The following is an 18273-nucleotide window of genomic DNA, read 5'->3' on the forward strand; positions in this document are numbered from 1 at the left end:
AGGGGGTAGGGCATGACGGACGACTTACAGCCCATGCCCGATGACTGGACGAGAGCCCTGGCCGTCGTCGCCCATCCCGACGACATGGAGTTCGGCAGCGCCGGAGCCGTGGCCGCCTGGACCGGGGCCGGCAAGCAGGTCGGCTATCTCGTGCTCACCCGCGGCGAGGCGGGGATCGACTCGATGCCGCCGGATCAGGCGCGGAAGGTGCGGGAGGAGGAGCAGCACGCCAGTGCCGCCGTCGTCGGCGTCTCACCGGTCGAGTTCCTCGATCATCCGGACGGCGGGATCGAGCACTCGCCGCGGCTCCGGCACGATCTCGTGGCCGCGCTCCGGCGGCACCGGCCCGAGCTGGTGATCACGTTCAACCATCACGACTTCACCTTCACGGGGAAGTGGAACAGCCCCGACCACCGCGTCACCGGGCGGGCCGTGCTGGACGCGGTCCTCGACGCGGGCAATCGGTGGATCCTGCCCGACGCGGGAGCCGAGCCCTGGGGCGGGGTCAAGTACGTGGCGATCGCCGGTTCCGTCCAGCCGACGCACGCGGTGGACGTGACCGGGTACGTGGACGCGGCGCTGGCCTCGGTCGAGGCGCACGCGGCGTACCTGGCGGGGCTGGGGGTGCCGCCGGGTGGGGCGCGGGTGCCGCTGGAGGGGTTCGTGAACGCCGCCGGGCAGCGGTTCGGCGGGCGTCCGGCGGTTCCGTTCGAACTGATCGCCTGTTGAGGTCCGCGGGCGCGGCGAGGTCGGATGACGTCGCCGCGCCCGGGCGGGTCGTCGCGGAGGGCGGGCGGGGCCGTCAGGTGACCTCGTCGACGTATTCGGCCAGGCGTTCCTCGTCCACGACGAGGAACGGGTCGGAGGTGGGCAGGACCAGGCCGGCGTCCTTGAATCGTTTGAGGAAGAAGCCGACCCGGGAGCGGGTGGTGCCGACCATGCCGGAGAGTTCTTCCTGGGTGATGCGTTCCTCGATGGCGCGCACATTAGGCGCGCGGCGTTTACCGATTTTCCTGGATAAACGTAAGAGAACGGAGGCCAGGCGCTGTTCGCTGTCCATCGTGACCATTGTGGCGATCACTTCCTGCTGTTCCCGCAGGCGCAGCGCGAGATAGTCGATGAACCCGTCCATGAGCTCGTTCTCGGCCATCGCGGCACGGAAGCGGGTGGCCGGGATACGGCGGACCCAGGTGGTCCGCATGGCGGTCGCCGTTTCGCTGCGTTCGGCTCCGAGCAGCGAGGACTCGCCGAAGATGTCGCCCGCGGTGAAGATCGACAGTAGGCACTCCTTGCCGCACCGGGCGTACATCTGGGTCTTGATCTGACCGCTCTCGATCACGTAGATGTTGCTGTCGCGCTGCCCGCAGTTGTAGATGTTGGCGCGCCTCGGCACGCGGACCGAGCAGGCTCCTGACGTGTCGTGCGAAATGAAGGTGCGGAGCCCGTCTCTTAGTCGCGCGACGTCGGATGACTCCATTGACCCGCCCCTCACATTTATGTCACGGCACCTTTGCCCCTACCCATCAATCGACTGATTAACATGGTGCACCACGATTCTCCGAGTTGACCGAGAATCGCCAAGGAGGCGGTGTTTCGGATTTATCGGACCACTGCGGAGTCAATAAAGTCGCGGGCCATATTCATCAACTCCGGATCGTCGCCCTTGAAGAGCGAGATGTGGTCGCCGTGCGCCCTGACGTGCAGGATGGAGTCGGGCAGGGCTCCGGCCACCGCCTTGGAGCCCGCCGGGTGCGCGGTCTCGTCGTCCTGGCTGGTGACGACGAGGACGGGACGGTCGAGGCCCGGCAGCCAGGGGCTCACGTCGGTGCTCATGATCTCGCCGTTCAGGCGGCAGTAGCGGTGCAGGAGGCCGGGGGTCGCGTAGGGGTAGACCACCAGGTGCGCCAGGTCCGGAGGCACCGAGGAGAGCATCGTCTGGCAGAGCACGGGGTGGACGGCGGCGGCCCGGTCGGGGGCGGTCGCGCCCATCTCCATCAGTGCGGCCAGGTTCTGCTGGTGATGGGTACGGTCGGCGCCCGCCATGGCGGCGAAGTCGCCGTGCCAGAGGCTGAGGGAGTCCACGCGGGCGGGGTCGAGGTGCGCCGCGGCCAGGCCGACGACGGCTCCGCCGCACAGGCCCATCAGATGCGCGCGCCGCACGCCGAAGTGGTCCATGACCGCGAAAAGGTCGCCGGCCTGCGCCGTGACCGCCGCGTCCGGAAGTCCGCCGGCTCGGGCGCCGGGGGCGGGGGCCGGATTGCCGGCTCGGATGCCGGGGTCAGGGCCCCGGGGTGTTTCCAGGGCGAACAGGTCGCGGGTTTCCCAGGTGATGACGTGGTGGGTGCGGGACAGGAAGCGCATCCACTGTTCGCACAGGCGGGCCGGCATGCCGCAGGCGGACACGATCACGACGGCCGGGGACGCCGGGTCGCCGGCCGTGTACGCGGGCAGCGGCGGCCCGCCGCCCGCGGGTTCGACCTCGTCGCGTACGCACAGGCCCTCGAAGCCGTCCTGCGCCGCGCCGTCCACGACCTCGTCGATGACGGCCGGCGGCAGGTCCTCCCCCATGCCGTCGCGGAGTGCGAGGTGGTCGCTGACCAGGCGTTCGAAGGTGTCGAGCGCATTGCGGTCGTCCAGGGCGAAGTCCGGTGCGCCCAGCCGTCGGGTCACACGGCCCAAGAGGGAGGCGAGGCCGGGCGGGCCGGCCAGGCGCACCGGATGTCGCAGGACGTCCACCAGCGGCCGCGCGTCCTGCACGGCCCGGGTCAGACGTCTCAGTTCGGCGGCCACGAGATGATCACCGCATTCCGTGGGTTGTGAGAGGTCGCGACGCCGCGGCCCGTCGTGCGCGGCCGGTCGCGCCGCCCGTGGCGAGTGGTCATGAAGGCCGGCCCGGGTGCGTGGTCGTGCAGGTCAGCCTGTGGTGGGCGGTCATGGCGGTCAGCGGGTGGTGAAGGGGTGGCCGGTGGTGGTGGCGGTGGCCAGGCGGTTGCGCGCGTTGTCGTTCCGGCCGGCCACCAGGACCGCGCCGTACCGGTCGAGGCTGACGCGGCCGCCGTACTCCTCGATCTCGTCGGTGTCGGGGTAGACGTCCACCTTGGTCGGTACGTACCGAGCCGCGAACCCGAGGCGCATCTCGTCGGAGAGGCCCTTGTGCGGCAGCGAGGCGTGCATGAGCGTCGACCAGAACAGGATGGCCTCGCCCGGCCGCATGACCATGGAGACGGCCTGCGACTCGTCGGGCTTCCAGTCGGGGTCGATCTGGAGGTCGCGGTAGTCGTAGCCGAAGAAGCCGCGCCGCACGCCGTCCTTGTCCTCCTGGTTGATCTTGTTGGGGTCGTAGTGCATGCGCTTGGTCTCGTCGTAGAACATCGTCTCGTGCGTGCCGGGGATGAACTGCAGGCAGCCGGTCTCCTCGTTCGCCTCGGTGAAGGCGGTCCACACGGTGATGGTGCCGCCGAACTCCTCCGCCTGCGGCCAGACGATCTGCGGTTTGCCCGAGGCGTTGGCGAACGTGTCGGCCTGGTGCCAGTCGGTGCCCTCGTCGCCGGGGTACTTGGGGAAGAACTCGGTGCGCCAGCAGAGCACGTCCGGGCCGAGCACACTGGCCACGCGGTCCACGATCTGCGGACGGCTGATGTGGTCGGCCAGGAAGCCGGAGTCCAGGTGCCGGTCGTAGTTGGAGATGTTGGTGTTGCCCGAAGAGGCGGCTTCGTCCTGGTAGACGGCGTTGCCGCGGTCCATGAGCCGCATACGTTCGCGCCGCCAGTTCCGGCGCATCTCGTCGACCTCGTAGACCTTGAACGGCCCGAAGTACCCCTGGGTGTGGAAGGTCTTCAGCTCCTCGGGGGTCATCGCGTGCGCGCCGCGCACCGTGGTCTCGTGCATGGTCTATCCCCTCACGGTCAGTCGTTCCTCGACGCAGGAGGCCAGGCAGGCGACCGACGCCTCCTCCTCCAGTTCGCGTCCGGTCAGCTCCAGGCCGAAGCGTTCGTTCACCTGGGCGATGATGCGGGTCATCGCCAGCGAGGTGGCGCCCAGGTCGAACAGGTCCACCCGGGGTGGCACCTCGTCGCGTTCGAGCACGTCCTCGGCGATGCGCTGCACGACCTTGGCGGCCGACGATGCCTGCGCGGACCTGGCCAGAGCGGCGCGGTCCGCCTTTCCCTGCGGCGTCATGGGGATCTCCGACACGATGTGGTAGGTGGACGGGCGGGCGTGCGCCGGCAGCCGGCTCGCGGCCCGCTCGGTGAGCTGTCCGGTCAGGTCCGGCCCGGGTTCGCCGTCCGGTACGACGAAGGCCAGCAGCCGTACGTCGCCCTCTCCGTAGTCGCGGTGGGTCACCACCGCGTGGGCGACCCGCGGATGGCCCAGGAGGCACAACTCGATCTCCCTGGGCTCCAGGCGGAATCCGCGCACCTTGATCTGGTCGTCGGACCGCCCGAGGTAGGCGTACTCGCCGCCGGGCAGGCGGGTGACGACGTCGCCGGAGTCGTAGCGGCGGCCGCCGTCCGGCAGGACCGCGAAGCGCTCGGCGGTCAGCTCGGGCCGGTCGAGGTAGCCGCGGGCGAGCCCGGGGCCGGAGACGTGCAGGTTGCCGGTGGTGGCCGGGCGTCCGCGTTCGTCGAGCACGTCGAGCCGGAGGTCCGGGACGGGCACGCCGATCGGGCTCAGCTCCGGGTGGTCGAGGTCGGCCGCGCGGACGCGGCGGTAGGTCACGTGGACGGTGGTCTCGGTGATGCCGTACATGTTGACGAGGTGCGGGCGGTCGTCGCCGTAGCGGGCGATCCACGGCCCGAGCAGGTCGACGTCGAGGCGCTCGCCGCCGAAGACGACCTGCCGCAGCCGGTACGGCGTGGGCCGCTCCTGCCGGGCGTCGGCCGCCACCAGGTGCCGGAAGGCGGAGGGCGTCTGGTTGAGCACGGTGACGCCCTCCGCCACCAGCAGGCGGCGCAGCGCCTCCGGCGACCTGGCCACTTCGGCCGGCACGATCACCAGCCGGCCGCCGTACAGCAGCGCCCCCCAGATCTCCCACACCGAGAAGTCGAAGCTGACGGAGTGGAAGAGCGTCCAGACGTCGTCGTCGCCGAAGCCGAACCAGTGCTCGGTCCGCTCCAGGAGGCGTACGACGTTGCGGTGCTCGACCAGCACCCCCTTGGGCGCGCCGGTCGAGCCCGAGGTGTAGATGACGTAGGCCAGGTCCTCGTCGCGGGCCGTGGCGACCGGGCGGCCCTCGGGCGGCTCGGCGTCGGCGAGCACGATCCGGTCCGGCGGCACGCCGCCGAGCCGGCCGGCCACGTCCGACGTGGTGACGACCGTGCCCACGCCGCTGTCGTCCAGCAGGTACGCGATCCGCTCCGCCGGGTATGCCGGGTCGATCGGCACGTACGCGCCGCCCGCCTTGAGTATCGCCAGCAGCCCCGCCAGCAGGTCGATGCCGCGTTCCGCGCAGAGCCCCACCAGCACGCCGGGACCGGTGCCCGCGGCCTGGAGCAGGCAGGCGAGCCGGTCGGACCGGGCGTCCAGGTCACCGTAGGAGATCTCCTCGGCGCCGCAGGTCACGGCGATCCGGTCGGGCGCCTTCGCGGCCCGATCGGCGAAGATCTCGTGCAGGCAGCGGCCGGTCATGTCGCGTACATCCCCCAGTGGTGCGGGGTGAGGCCGGTGTCGGTCATGCTGCCGGGCACGAACATCCTGGCCCAGGTGCCGCCGCCGCGCTCGGGCGCGATGCGTTCCTGGAAGTACAGGTCCCGCACCTTCTCGTCCTTCACGTGCAGCGCCAGGACCTTGTAGTAGGTGCTCAGCGACTTCATGTGGATGAGCCAGTGGATGCGGTCGGCCGCGCCGAAGGCCTCCTCGTAGACGAAGACGGTCGCCTCGCCGGGCAGGTTCTCGTTGATGGACTCGGCGGCCTCGCGGGCGAACGTGCGCCCCTCGGACCGGAAGTCGTAGTCGAGCTGGGCCGTGCGGTGCAGCAGCAGGCCGCAGTTGCCCGAGTGGACGAGCTGCTCGTAGGGCTGCGGCACCTGCTCGCGGGCGCCGGGCAACCCGGTGATCTCGCCCTGCTGCTGGTAGACCGTGGACTGCTTCTCGCGTTCGCCGTCGACCTTGGTGCCGTACATGCCCCAGAACTGCGGCAGCAGCACGGTCTCGGTCATGCTGCCGTCGACGAAGATCTCGTCCCAGCCGCTGTCGGCGGTGTTGTCACGGTACTCGCCGTCGGAGGTGCCCATGTGCACCATCCGCTCGTACGCGTGCAGCGAGCTGAGGTGGATCAGCCAGTGCAGCCGGTCCTTGGTCCCGAACGTCTCCTCGTACAGGAAGACGCTGGCGACCCCGACCTGCTTGGCGGTCACCATCTCCGCCATCATCCGGGCGAACTTGCGCCCTTTGGCGTGGGAGCCGTTCCTGACCTGTGCGGTCCGCTCGACGATCACGCCGGCCGTGGCCGAGTTGATCAGATCCGCCGCGGGCACCGAGGTCTGGTGCTCGGCGGGCGGGATGACGGGATTCGGGTTGGTCATCATTCCACTCCGTCTGTCGGACTTGTCCGTCACGCTAATGAGAGGGCCGCCGTGCTGCCTGCTCAAAAGTGAGCAGGGGCTTCACAGCGGGATGTTGGTGTGGTCGCCGCGCAGCGGCGCGGCCTTGAGCAGGGCCTCGGCGAGCCGCCGCCGGGTGCCGGCGGGCTCGATCACCTCGTCCACGACGCCGATCTCCACGGCCTTGCCGACGCCGCCGGCCTCCCGCTCGTGCTCGGCGACGAGCCGGCGGCGCAGCTCCTCGCGCCCGTCCTCCGGGCCGTCGCGCAGCTTCCTGCGGTGCAGGATGTCCACGGCCGCCTCGGCGCCCATGACGGCCACCTCGGCGGTGGGCCAGGCGAACACCGCCGAGGCGCCCAGGGCGCGGGAGTTCATGGCGACGTACGCGCCGCCGTAGGACTTGCGCAGCACCAGCGTCACCCGGGGCACGACGGCCTCGGCGAAGGCGTGCAGCAGCTTGGCGCCGCGCCGGACCACGCCGTCCCACTCCTGCCGGACGCCGGGCAGGTAGCCGGGCACGTCCACGAGCACGACGAGCGGCACGCCGAGCGAGTCACACATGCGTACGAACCGGGCGGCCTTCTCGGCGGCGGCCGCGTCGAGGCAGCCGCCCTTGCGCAGGGGGTTGTTGGCGATGACGCCGACCGTCCTGCCGGTCAGCCGGCCGAGCGTGGTGACGAGGTTGGGCGCCCACTTCGGGTGCAGTTCCTCGCCGGGGCCGTCGAGCAGCCGGGCGAGGATGGGATGCACGTCGTACGCGCGGTTGGCGCGTTCGGGCAGCAGGTCACCGAGCCCGGGGTCGGCGGCGGCCAGGTCGGGACACGGCTCGCCCTGGTCGCCGAGCAGGGTCGTGATCCGGCGGGCGGAGCCGATGGCGCCCTCGTCGTCCGGGGCGGTCAGGTGGGCCAGGCCGCTGCGCCTGCTGTGCGGGTCGGGGCCGCCCAGGCGTTCCATGTCGACGTCCTCGCCGGTGACCTTGCGTACGACGTCCGGGCCGGTGACGAAGACGCGCCCGTGCTCGCTCATGATCACCACGTCGGTCAGCGCCGGGCCGTAGGCCGCGCCGCCGGCGGCGGGACCGAGCACGACGGAGATCTGCGGGACGGCGCCGGAGGCCCGGACCATCGCGGCGAACACCTGGCCGACGCCGTCCAGCGCGGTGACGCCCTCGCCCAGCCGCGCGCCGCCGGAGTGCCAGAGGCCGACGACGGGCACCCGCTCGCGTACCCCGATGTCGATGGCCCCGACGATGCCGGCGCAGCCCTCGGCGCCCATCGCGCCGCCCATGCGGCCGGGGTCGGTCGCGTAGGCGACGGCCGGGCCGCCGCCGATGTCGCCCCGGGCGGCCAGCACGCCGCAGCCGTCGTCGCCCGGCAGCGGCCGTACGGTTCCGGGGTCGAAGAGCACGCGGAACCGGTCCCGCGGGTCACGGTTCATCCCCAGGTCACCGGGAGCGCGTGGACGCCGTACACGAACATGTCGGAGCGGAAGGGCACCTCGTCGAGCGGCACCGCCAGGCGCAGCCCGGGAAGCCGGTCGAACAGGACGGACCAGGCGATCTCCAGCTGGGCGCGGGCCAGGAGCTGGCCCATGCACTGGTGGATGCCGAAGCCGAAGGACAGGTGCTCCTGCCGTCCGGCGAGGTCGCCGAACCGGCCGAAGTCGAGCCGGTCGGGGTCGGCCCAGACCTCCTCGTCGCGGTTGGCCGCGGCCAGCACCACGACCACGCCCTCGCCCTGCCTGATGAGCCGGCCGCCGACCTCGACGTCGGTGGTGGCGGCGCGGCGGGCGCCGTAGTCGATGACGGTCTGGTGGCGGATGACCTCCTCGATGGCGGCGGGCAGCGCCTCGGGCCGTTCGCGCAGCTCGGCCAGGCGGTCGGGGCTCTCCAGCAGCGCCACGGTGCCGACGCCGATCTGGTTGGCGATGGTCTCGTACCCGGCCACCATCAGCAGCGTCGCGACGCCGACGACCTCCTCGCGGGTGACCTTGGCCGCCTCCCGGTGCGCGCCGAGGCGGCTGAGCAGGTCGTCCGCGGGCTGCCGTTCGCGCTCGGCCACCAGCCGTTCCAGGTAGTGGCGCAGGTCCTGGCGGACCTTCATGCGCTGCTCGGGTTCCACGTTGCGGTCGCCGATGACCTTGGTGGTCTCGTGGAAGTAGTCGCGGTCCTCGTACGGCACCCCGAGCAGCTCGGTGATGACCTGCGACGGCAGCGGCAGGGCCAGCGCCTCGACCAGGTCCGCCGGCGGCCCCTGGGCGGCCATGTCCTCGACGAGCGTCCCGGCGATGCGCCGGATGGCCGGGCGCAGCGCCTCGACCCGCCGGCGGTTGAACTCCGGCAGCAGCAGGCGGCGCAGCCGCGAGTGGTCGGGCGGGTCCATCCTGATGAAGGTGCCCGGCCCGGGAGGTTGCGAGGTGAGCCGGGCCGGGAAGCCGGGGGTGGCGAAGTCGGAGCTGAACCGGGCGTCGCCGAGCACGGCGCGGGCGTCCTCGTACCGCGTCACCAGCCAGACCTCGCTCCCGTCGAAGTCCAGCCGCACGCGCGTGATGGGCCGCCCCGCCTGCAGCTCCCGGTACTCGGACGGCGGATCCAGCGGGCACGTCCTGGGGATGGGGTAGGAGTCCATGCCAGCAGCCTCGCCCGCGCGCCCGCGCCCGTCTGCTCAACTGTGAGCAGGCGCAGCGAGGGGTAGGGCGGGCACGGCGATGGCGGGGCCGCGTACGGCCCCGCCACCCGTGGAACGGGGTCACGCCCTTGCGGTACGCCCCTGGTTCCGCGCGGCCTGCTGGTCGGCCTTGCCCGCCTTCGACTTGCCCATGGACATGTCGCGCAGCGGGACCTCCTTCAGGAACAGGCTGGCCACCAGGCCGATGCCCACCGCGACGGCGCAGGCGAGGAACAGGTCGCCCAGCGCGTCGGCGAGCACCTGCGGGGACACGCCCTCGCCGCCCTGACCGGCGGCCCCGAGGCGGCCCGACATGATCGAGCCGAGGATCGCCAGCGAGACCGGTCCCGCGATCATGCGCCAGAACTGGATCTGGCTGGTGCCGACGCCCACCTGCTCCATCGGGATCGCGCTCTGCACGACGGCGGTGGCCATCGGGAAGGAGATGCCGATGCCGACGCCGATGAGCACCATGGCGACGATCGGCAGGCCCTGGCCGCTGTCCGGCCCGACGGCCGACAGGATCAGCAGCCCGGCGACGATGGCGGCCATGGCGAACACACCGAGAATCCGGTAGCGCGGCATGGCCGTCATGGCCTTGCCGGCGATCGGCGCCATGAGCATCAGGCCGAGCATCATCGGGATCAGCAGCGTGCCGGAGTGGGTCGCGCTCACGCCGAGCACGCCCTGGTAGAGCAGCGGCACGTAGAAGGCCGTGCCCATCATGGCGAACGCGGAGAAGAAGGCCACCACGGCCATGACGGAGACCTGGTTGCTCCGGAACAACGCGAACGGCACCAGCGGGTTCTTGGCCATCCGCGTCTCCACGAAGTAGAACACGACGAGCAGCACGGCGCCGCCGACCAGCAGCGCGAGCACCTCGGGCGAGGTCCAGGCGTGCCCGTCACCGGTGAGCGTGAGCCCGATCAGGATCGGGACGAGCCCCGCCACGAGCGTGACGACGCCGGCGAAGTCGATGTCGCGCCAGCTCGCGCCGCTGCGCACGAACGGGACGCCGATCAGCACGGCGGCGATCGCGAGCAGGCCGATCGGCACGTTGACGTAGAAGACCCAGCGCCAGCTCCAGTTGTCGGTGATGAGCCCGCCCAGCGGCGGCCCGATCACCATGCTGAGGCCGGAGAAGCCGAAGAAGACACCCTGCATCTGCGTACGGCGCTCGGGCGTGTAGACGTCGGCGAGCAGCGTGAAGACGTTGGCCATCAGCACGCCGCCGAACAGCCCGGCCAGCCCCCGCGCGCCGACGAGCTGGGGCATCGTCTGGGCCGCGCCGCACAACCACGACGCGACCAGGAAGCCCGCCAGGCCGACGAGCAACACCGGTTTGCGGCCGAACATGTCGCCGAGCTTGCCGGCGATCGGCACCACGACGGCGGCCGCGACCGCGTAGGAGACCCCCACCCACGCGTACAGCGACAGGCCGTGCAGATCGGCGGCGATCCGGGGCATCGCCGCCCCGACGACCGAGACGTCGATCGAGGCCAGGGCCAGGGCCAGGAGTGCGCCGATGGTGGCGAACAGCTGGCCGCGCGTACTCGAACCGGTTCGGTTCACGTCACCGGTTTGGTTCATGTCATCGCCTCCCTTTGTTCTTGGCAGCCGTCCCACTGCTTCGCGGACCCATGCCGACTCCAGCCCACACGAAAGCGACCCGCGGGTCTGCTCAACACTGAGCATCCGGGAGGCGCGCGGCTTCCTACCATCGGCCGCATGACGACGAACCCGGCAGAACTGGTCAGCGGCCGCTCGGGCGATCACGTGGCGCTCGTCGTGGACGGCGAGCGCGAGCTGCGCGTGGCGGACTGGACCGCCCGGTCGGAGGAGCTGGCCGCCCGGCTGGCCCCGGCCAGGACGGCGCTGCGGCACGACGGCTGGATCGAGCACGCCGTGGCCGCCCTGGCCGTGCACCTGGCCGGCGGCACCGTGCTCGGCCTGCCGCCCGCGCTGCCGGAGGCCGCGGTACGCGCCCGCCTGGCCGAGTGCGAGGCGACCCAGGTGCTGCCCGGCCCGGTCGGCGACCAGCCGGCCGCGCGGGACGACGACGTGGCCGAGATCCTCTACACCTCGGGCACGACCGGCCGTCCCAAGGCCGTGGCGGTCCCCGCCGCGAACCTCACCTACGGCCACGAGGGCCGCGGGAAGCTGTTCACCGGCGTGTCCGGGGTGCTGGCGGCCGTCCCGCTGGGCACGAACGCCGGGCACAGCGCGCTGATGACGGCGATGACCGCCCCGGCCACCACGCACGTGCTGACCGACCTCGGGCCCGAGAACGTGGCCCGCATGCTGGAGAAGCTGCGGGTGCCGATGGCGATCGTCCCGCCGTCCACCGCGACGCGGATGGTGGCGTACGGGTGGCACGAGCGGTACGACCTGTCCGGCCTGCGGGCGCTCATGCTGGGCTCGGCGCCGGTGCCGATGGCCACGGTGGCCCGGCTCATGGAGGCCCTGCCGGGCGTACGGATCGTCATCGGCTACGGCTCGACGGAGTCGGCTCCCGCGTTCGTGCACCGCCCGGTGGAGACGCCGCCCACCGAGGCGTCCACCGAGGCGTCCATCGAGGTTGACGAGGGGCTGCTGGGCCGGCCGAGCGCGGGCACCGACGTACGGATCACCGAGGCGGGCGAGATCTGCCTGCGCTCGGCCGCCCCGCCCCGCCGCTACCTGACCGACGCCGCCGCGAACGAGCGCACCTTCCGCGACGGCTGGACCCACATGGGCGACCTGGGCGAGCTGGACGGGGAGGGCCGGCTGCGCCTGCTCGACCGTGCCGCCGACGTCATCGTCTCCGGCGGCCGGCGGATCTCCTCGCTGCGGGTCGAGCACGCGCTGCACTGGCATCCGGAGGTGGTCGAGGCCGCCGCGTACGGCGGGCCGGAGGGTGTCACCGCGGCCGTCGTGCTGCGCTCCCCCGTGGCCGAGGACGACCTGCGCGCCTTCGCCGCCGACCGGCTGGACCCGGCCGAACGGCCCACGCGGTACGTCGTCACCGACACGCTGCCGCGCGGCCCGATCGGCAAGACACTCAAGCGCCTGCTGGCGGGTTAGCCTTCGGCGGCCAGTTCGTGCAGTTTAGTGACGGTCTTCCAGTTGCGCGCGGTGGCGGTGACACCGAGCTTCTTCTCCCAGAAGGAGTACGACAGCTTGGTGTTGCGGACCCCGTTGGGGCACCACACGTAGATCTCCTTGCCGACGTGCCGGAAGACGTCCGGTTTGAAGACCTCGGGGTCGAGCGCCTTGATCGGCTTGCCGTCCGGCTCGCCGGACAGGAACGTGACCAGGTAGAAGGCGCCGTCGTGGGCGACGTCGCCGAGCGGGTCGGCCTTGAGTATCGCGCCCAGCTCGGCGCCCGTCCTGGCCAGGACGGGCACCTGGACGCCCAGGTCGCGGGCGAGCGCGGCCTCGATCTCGGCGGCCGCCTCGCCGGGGCTCTTCCCGCTGGTGTAGACGACGTTGCCGCTCTGCAGGTGTGTCCTGACGTCCTCGAAGCCGAGGCCCTTCAGCAGCTCGCGGAGCTCGGCCATGCTCACCATGTTCCGGCCGCCGACGTTCACGCCGCGCAGCAGCGCCACCTGCCTGGACATGTCGCTCAACCCCTCCTGCTCGCCACCGCCTGGGGACGGAACTGCCTGATGCGCTCGACCAGATAGGCCGCGTCGTCCTTTACCCACCAGATGAGCGCCGAACCGTAGGAATGCTGGCACTGCATGCCGAGGACGTAGAGGCCGGGGGCGGCGGTCACGCCGCGGTCCTGCACGATGCCGCCGCCGTCGTCCGCGACGGGCGCGTGCACCCAGGAGTAGTCGTAGCGGAAGCCGGTCGCCCAGACGACGGCGTCGACGTCGGCCGAGCGGCCGTCCTCGAAGCGCATCGTCCGGCCCTCGGCCCCGACCGTACGGCCCACCAGCTCGAAGCCGTGCCGCTTGGCCAGCTTCTTCAGGCTCGGCCCGACCAGGATCGTCTTCTTGTGCAGGCGGTCGCGCTCGCCCATCAGCGGCTTGGCGATCAGCCCGAACTTGTCGCCCCACCAGTGCAGGCCCTTGCCCAGGAAGCGGCGGCCGAAGTGCGGCAGCGGCGAGCCCTGCGACAGCAGCACGCGGCGCCCGTGGGCCAGCTCGGGGGCGATCTGCGCGCCGGAGTTGGCGGCGCCGACCACGACGACCGTCCCGCCCGGCGGCACCTGGGACGGGTTGCGGTAGCGGCCGGTGTGCACCTGGAAGACCTCGGGGTCCAGCCCGTCCGCGAGCCCGGGCAGCTTCGGCACCCGGTAGGCGCCGGTCGCGATGATCACCTGAGGCGCCTCGTACGTGCCCTTCGTGGTCTCCAGCCGGTAGCCGCCCTCGATCGGCTCCAGGGAGGTGACGCGGGTGCCGAGCCTGACCGGCAGGTCGAACTCCTCGCCGTACGCCTCGACGTAGTCGGCCATCTCCTCCTTGGTCGGGAAGCGGTTCTTCCCGCCGGGGAAGCGCAGGCCGGGCAGGGCACAGTACTCGGCGATCGTGAACAGCTCCAGGGAGTCCCAGCGCTGCCGCCACGCCTCGCCGAGGCGGGGTTCCTCGTCGAGGATGACGAAGGGGATGCCGGCCTGCTTCAGGTAGTAGCCCGCGACGAGCCCGCTCTGGCCGCCACCGACGACGATCACTTCAGTGTCCATGCGGCCATCGTTCCGCGCGGGCGCGGGCCGGTCTGCTCAACACTGAGCAGATCCTGACATGCGAGTACGCGGGGCGCCCGGCCCCGCGTACTCGTCGCGTGCGGCGTCTACCCGAGGGTGAAGTTCAGGGTGACCTCCGCCGAGCCGTCGGTCTTGGAGACGTACCCGCCCTTGCCGCTCAGCCCCTTCAGCTCATCGGTGCCGGAGTTCGGCACGACGAACCAGTCGGCCTTGGCCACGCCGCCGTCGAAGGTGCCGTTCGCCTGCAGCACGAAGGAGCCCTTCTTGCCGCGTACGCTCCCGACGACCTTCTGCAGGCCGACGAAGCTGGCCTCGGTGTCGCTGGCGTAGGCCATCAGGTACTCGGCCCGTCCCTCGCCTTCGATGTCGCCGCTCCAGGCGTTGGTGACGTGGGCCTGACTGAGCTTGGGCTGGCCCTTCTTCTCCTCGTAGGGCTTCTCGTCCCATCCGGTGATCTGGTACGAGCCCTTACCTTGGGTGGTCATGTCAGCTCCCTTTTTTTGTCATCTTTTTCGCTACCCCTGACCTTGAGCGCTATGCGTCGGTCCGAGCTCAACGCTCGCGCCCGAGGACTATGCAGGTGTTGAACCCGCCGAACCCGAAGCTGTTGGACAGCGCGTAGCGGATGTCGGCGGCGCGGAGCCTGCCGGGCGCCAGCCGGCAGTCCTGGTTGATCGGATGGCGCAGGTTGAGGTTGGGATGGACGAACCCGCGGCGCATCTGCACCACGGTGGCGATCGCCTCCACCACGCCGGCCGCGCACATGCAGTGGCCGACCAGGCCCTTGGTGGAGTTGACCCACGGCCGGCCGAAGCTGTCGCCCAGCGCCCTGCGCAGCGCGGCCAGTTCGGCGACGTCGCCGCTCGGGGTGGCCGTGGCGTGGGCGTTGACGTAGTCGATGTCGCGCGGTCCCACTCCCGCGTTGGCCATGGCGTTGACCATCACCCTGGCCTCGCCCTCCTCGCGCGGGTCGGGCAGGCTGTTGGCGTCCAGCTTCAGGTCGTAGCCGCACAGCTCGGCCAGGGCCCGCGCGCCGCGGGCGGCGGCCGAGCGCGCGCTCTCCAGCACGACGCAGCCGGCGCCCTGGCCGGGCACGAACCCCTCGTGGTCCTCGTCGAACGGCCGGCACCTGGCCCGCCGCGGCTCCTCGACGCCGGCGACCGCGCCCAGCGTGGCCAGGCCGCGCTTCTCCATCGGCGACAGGTCGGTCATGGCGCCCACCACCAGGCAGACGTCCACGGCACCCGCCTCCACCAGCCGGCTGGCGTTGATGATGCCCACGTTCCCGCTGGCCGAGGCGCCACCCACGGTGTAGCCCTCGCCCCTGATGCCGAACACCTGGCTCAGCGTGCCCACGCGGTCGGTGTCCATGAAGTGCAGGGCGAACCTGGCCGGCAGGTGGGCGGGGTTGTCCTCGTACTTGGGGTGCAGGTCGTGGGCGTAGCCGGAGCTGAGGTTGTGCCCGGCCACGACCAGGCCCATCCGCTCCGGGTCGGCCCGCGCCTCGTGCAGCCCCGCCTGCTCGTACGCCTGCATGGCGGCGACCAGGTCCATCTGGAGCGGCTGGGGCGAGCGGCCGGCGGCGCGCAACGCGGTGCGCACGGTCTCCTCGGGCAGGCGCCGGCGCGCCGCCACCGCCTCCTTGAAGCGGAAGCCCCTGACCGGGGCGGCCAGCCTCGGGCCGCCGTCGCCGGGGTCGGCCACCTGCCCGATCCCGCACCGGCCCGCGCGCAGCGCCCTGGTGAACGACGGCACGGTGGAGGCGATCGAGCAGACGATGCCCATGCCGGTGACGACGACCTTCATGCATGCCTCGCCAGCAGGTTCACCAGGGACCGGATGTCGTGCACCTCCTGGAACTCCGACACCGGCACGGTCAGGCCGAGGTCCTCCATGCTCATGGTGACCACGTCGGCCCGGTCGACGCTGTTGGCGCCCAGGTCGGTCAAGGTGCCCTCGGTCGTCACGTCGCCGGGACGCAGATCCGGCAGCACCTTCAGGACGTTCTGCTTGACGGTCTCGAAAATCTCCGTGTCGGTCATCGTGCCAGCCATTCGTAGGTTCGGTGGTAGTCCTTGGTCCCGGTGTTCACCAGGAGATCCCGGTCGACGCGGGCCCGGCCGAGCAGGTGCTCGTACGCGCCCACGTCGACCTGCCGGTCCCGCTCCGGCACGAGGCAGGTGAGGGTGTCCGGCAGCAGCGCGGCGTACTCGTCGAAGCCGAGTTCGCAGCGGCCGTCCAGGTGCTCGCCGATCCGCATCGCGGCCAGCGTGCGCGCCGACTCCTCGTCCACCAGGCCGCTGAAGAACTCCGAGGAGCAGCCCGAGCCGTAGGAGTAGAGGCCGACCCGGGCCGGGCCGTCCAGGGCGGCGTTGTCGATCAGGCTGGCCAGCGCCAGATAGACCGAGCCTGAGCACAGGTTGCCCACCTGCCGCGGGTAGGCCAGCGACGGCAGCACCCGCCGTTCGAAGTCCTGCTCGACCGAGGCCGTGCCGCCGCCCGACTCGCGCATCAGCTTGCGGTGCGCGGCCTTGACCATCCCGGCGAACGGGGTGTGCATGGCCAGATGGTCGAAGGTGGTGGCGAAGTCGGCGTCCTCGACCCTGGACCGGTAGCCGGCCAGGCAGCTCGTGAGGCAGTCGAGGTAGGCGAACAGCGAACGGTCGGAGTCGGCGACGTCGAACGTCGGCCCCGGCCGCGCCGAGTCCATCGTCTCGTAGCTGTGGTTGCCGAACGCCCCCAGGTCGAGGTCCAGGACGCGCGGCCGGTCGCCGATCAGCACGGCTGCGGCCCCGGCGCCCATCGCCGGCTCGGCGTAGGCGGCCCGTTCGTCCACCAGTGCCACGTCCGTCGCGATCACCAGCGCCTTCGCGCCGGGTGACACCCCCGAGGCGACGTACGCGGCGGCGAGCTGGACGGCGGCCGTCGCCGCGTAGCACGCCTGCTTGACCTCCACCACCCGGCAGCTCCTGGGCAGGCCGAGGTATTCGTGCACGTAGGAGGCCACCGACTTGCTGTAGTCCAGGCCGGACTCGGTGGAGGTGATCAGGATCTCGATGCGGTCGTCGCCGGCGATCGGCCGGGCGGCGTTGACGGCGTTCGTCACCGGGTCCTCGAACGGCAGGCCGACCGAACGGTTCGTCATCATCAGGTTGCCCAGGCGCTCGGCGTCGAGCCCGCGCCCTTCGAACAGCACCGGCACCGGGATCTGAGCCAGGCCGCAGTAGACGTTGAGTGCCTCGATTCCGACGTTCACCTCACACGCTCCCACAGGAAGTCGACCAGGGCGTCGACACTGGGCACGCCGCCGAAGGAGGACAGCGGCTCGCGGACGCCGAGCCGGTCGAGCACGGCCATGATGATCTCGACCCGGTCCACGGAGTCCGCGCCCAGGTCCTTCAGGTGCGCCCGGCCGTCGATCTCGACGCCGGGCAGGATCTCGTCGATCGCCTTGTGCACGATGCCTTCGACGTGCTCACGTGTCGCCATCGGTCTCTCCCCTCCTCAGCACGCGCAGGGTGCTGACCGCGATCGTGCGGCCCCGGTCCTCCATGACGAGGTTGACGATCTCCTCGTTCTCGTTCTCCGGCGCCGGCCAGCACTCCAGGCTCACGCGCAGCACCGAGTCGGCGTTCGCGTTGCCCAGGTAGCAGAGCCGCTGGTCGAGCACGACGCGGCCGAGGAAGTCGGCGACGCTGAACCCCCGGTGCCGCCAGAAGCGCAGCAGCACCCAGTCGGCGATCGAGAAGTAGGAGGCGAAGTAGAGCAGGCCCACGCCGTTGAGATCCCTGGACGGCTCCACCGGGTAGTCGGCGGTGAACGTGATCGGATCGTCCGGCTTGCGGGCCAGGAAGGTGCCGGTGCTCCGCGCGTGGCCGTAGACCCGCCTCGGTGAGTACGCGCCGGGCAACTCCGGCAGGTGCTCGTGCCTGAAGTCCACCGGCGACGACTTGACCAGGCCCTCGTTGCTGCCCGGGGCGCTCCTGGAGATCCACCGGTTGAAGGTCTCCACGTAGATGCAGCCGGGGTCGTCGAAGGCGTAGAAACGGTCCGGGTCGAGCTCGCCCGCCCGGCCGCCGTCGCGGCCGATCCGGTGCAGGGCCAGCACGGACTCGCTGCCGAAGCCGAACAGCCTGGAGGTGACCTCCAGCTCGTCGCCGAACGTCAGCGCGTTGACGTGCAGGTCCCGGCTGCCCCGGACGTGGAAGTAGTAGAACGACAGGTACGTGGGATCGCCGGCCGCGTTGCGCGCGTCGAAGGCGTTCGTGCCGCACAGCGCGCTGACCGTGTCCCAGGTCCAGTCGCCGACCTCGCCCATGAACAGCGAGTTGGGCCCGCACATACCGGGTTTGACCAGCTCGGTCCTGGTCACGGT

General features: G+C 71.3%; 18 protein-coding genes. 2 read left to right on the top strand and 16 right to left on the bottom strand.

All coding sequences use genetic code 11. The annotated features are described in order from the left end of the window. The first annotated feature begins 12 nt into the window (after positions 1–12). Positions 13–729, top strand: coding sequence for a PIG-L deacetylase family protein (locus IEZ27_RS24945; protein ID WP_189649459.1), 717 nt, complete (start codon positions 13–15; stop codon positions 727–729). A gap of 73 nt (positions 730–802) precedes the next feature. Here IEZ27_RS24945 and IEZ27_RS24950 read toward each other — a convergent pair whose 3' ends face one another. The 8 genes from IEZ27_RS24950 to IEZ27_RS24985 all read right to left on the bottom strand — a co-directional run bounded on the left by IEZ27_RS24950 (position 803) and on the right by IEZ27_RS24985 (position 10798). Next, positions 803–1393 (bottom strand): Crp/Fnr family transcriptional regulator, encoded by a 591-nt coding sequence (locus IEZ27_RS24950; protein ID WP_229824300.1) that lies wholly within the window; start codon positions 1391–1393, stop codon positions 803–805. A 206-nt stretch (positions 1394–1599) separates the two neighbouring features. After that, on the bottom strand, positions 1600–2790 hold the full coding sequence (locus IEZ27_RS24955) for an alpha/beta fold hydrolase (RefSeq protein WP_189649461.1): 1191 nt from the start codon (positions 2788–2790) through the stop codon (positions 1600–1602). A gap of 150 nt (positions 2791–2940) precedes the next feature. After that, the gene (locus IEZ27_RS24960) at positions 2941–3888 is read right to left on the bottom strand and encodes a chlorinating enzyme (protein WP_189649462.1); all 948 of its coding nucleotides are present in this window, start codon (positions 3886–3888) and stop codon (positions 2941–2943) included. Between the two features lie 3 nt (positions 3889–3891). After that, complete coding sequence (locus IEZ27_RS24965) at positions 3892–5628, bottom strand: amino acid adenylation domain-containing protein (RefSeq protein ID WP_189649463.1); 1737 nt, start codon at positions 5626–5628, stop codon at positions 3892–3894. Beyond that, positions 5625–6524 carry a DUF6039 family protein gene (locus IEZ27_RS24970; protein WP_189649464.1) on the bottom strand — a complete coding sequence of 300 codons (900 nt, stop codon included), beginning with the start codon at positions 6522–6524 and terminating at the stop codon, positions 5625–5627. The genes IEZ27_RS24965 and IEZ27_RS24970 overlap by 4 nt, the downstream gene beginning before the upstream one ends. 81 nt (positions 6525–6605) lie before the next feature. After that, a complete protein-coding gene (locus IEZ27_RS24975) occupies positions 6606–7979 on the bottom strand; it encodes an acyl-CoA carboxylase subunit beta (RefSeq protein ID WP_189649465.1) in 1374 nt (457 codons plus the stop codon). Continuing rightward, positions 7976–9169 (bottom strand): cytochrome P450, encoded by a 1194-nt coding sequence (locus tag IEZ27_RS24980; RefSeq protein ID WP_189649466.1) that lies wholly within the window; start codon positions 9167–9169, stop codon positions 7976–7978. The genes IEZ27_RS24975 and IEZ27_RS24980 overlap by 4 nt, the downstream gene beginning before the upstream one ends. Positions 9170–9289: 120 nt before the next feature. Continuing rightward, entirely contained in the window at positions 9290–10798 is a 1509-nt protein-coding gene (locus IEZ27_RS24985; RefSeq protein WP_189649467.1) for an MFS transporter, read from the bottom strand. 138 nt (positions 10799–10936) lie between these two features. Between IEZ27_RS24985 and IEZ27_RS24990 the strand changes: the two genes are divergently transcribed. Continuing rightward, positions 10937–12271 (top strand): class I adenylate-forming enzyme family protein, encoded by a 1335-nt coding sequence (locus tag IEZ27_RS24990; protein ID WP_189649468.1) that lies wholly within the window; start codon positions 10937–10939, stop codon positions 12269–12271. On the opposite strand, the gene IEZ27_RS24995 is transcribed toward IEZ27_RS24990, so the two are convergent. From IEZ27_RS24995 to IEZ27_RS25030, 8 genes are all read right to left on the bottom strand, one after another. Then, the gene (locus tag IEZ27_RS24995) at positions 12268–12807 is read right to left on the bottom strand and encodes a DUF1697 domain-containing protein (protein ID WP_125645244.1); all 540 of its coding nucleotides are present in this window, start codon (positions 12805–12807) and stop codon (positions 12268–12270) included. The genes IEZ27_RS24990 and IEZ27_RS24995 overlap by 4 nt on opposite strands. A gap of 5 nt (positions 12808–12812) precedes the next feature. Continuing rightward, the gene (locus IEZ27_RS25000; protein ID WP_189649469.1) at positions 12813–13877 is read right to left on the bottom strand and encodes a flavin-containing monooxygenase; all 1065 of its coding nucleotides are present in this window, start codon (positions 13875–13877) and stop codon (positions 12813–12815) included. Between the two features lie 107 nt (positions 13878–13984). Next, positions 13985–14383 carry a DUF3224 domain-containing protein gene (locus IEZ27_RS25005; RefSeq protein ID WP_189649470.1) on the bottom strand — a complete coding sequence of 133 codons (399 nt, stop codon included), beginning with the start codon at positions 14381–14383 and terminating at the stop codon, positions 13985–13987. A 67-nt stretch (positions 14384–14450) separates the two neighbouring features. After that, positions 14451–15704 carry a beta-ketoacyl synthase N-terminal-like domain-containing protein gene (locus IEZ27_RS25010; protein WP_189649471.1) on the bottom strand — a complete coding sequence of 418 codons (1254 nt, stop codon included), beginning with the start codon at positions 15702–15704 and terminating at the stop codon, positions 14451–14453. Continuing rightward, positions 15701–15940, bottom strand: coding sequence for a phosphopantetheine-binding protein (locus tag IEZ27_RS25015; RefSeq protein WP_221762609.1), 240 nt, complete (start codon positions 15938–15940; stop codon positions 15701–15703). The genes IEZ27_RS25010 and IEZ27_RS25015 overlap by 4 nt, the downstream gene beginning before the upstream one ends. Further along, positions 15937–17154: a hydroxymethylglutaryl-CoA synthase family protein gene (locus IEZ27_RS25020; protein ID WP_189649472.1), complete on the bottom strand. Its 1218-nt coding sequence runs from the start codon at positions 17152–17154 to the stop codon at positions 15937–15939. Before IEZ27_RS25020 ends, IEZ27_RS25015 begins: the two co-directional genes overlap by 4 nt. After that, a complete protein-coding gene (locus IEZ27_RS25025; protein WP_189649473.1) occupies positions 17151–17387 on the bottom strand; it encodes a phosphopantetheine-binding protein in 237 nt (78 codons plus the stop codon). The genes IEZ27_RS25020 and IEZ27_RS25025 overlap by 4 nt, the downstream gene beginning before the upstream one ends. After that, positions 17374–18270, bottom strand: a complete 897-nt coding sequence (locus IEZ27_RS25030) for an LnmK family bifunctional acyltransferase/decarboxylase (RefSeq protein WP_229824301.1) — start codon at positions 18268–18270, stop codon at positions 17374–17376. The genes IEZ27_RS25025 and IEZ27_RS25030 overlap by 14 nt, the downstream gene beginning before the upstream one ends. Between the last annotated feature and the right edge of the window lie 3 nt (positions 18271–18273).

Origin of the sequence: Nonomuraea spiralis, from assembly GCF_014648435.1 — a bacterium.
Lineage (GTDB): Bacteria > Actinomycetota > Actinomycetes > Streptosporangiales > Streptosporangiaceae > Nonomuraea > Nonomuraea spiralis.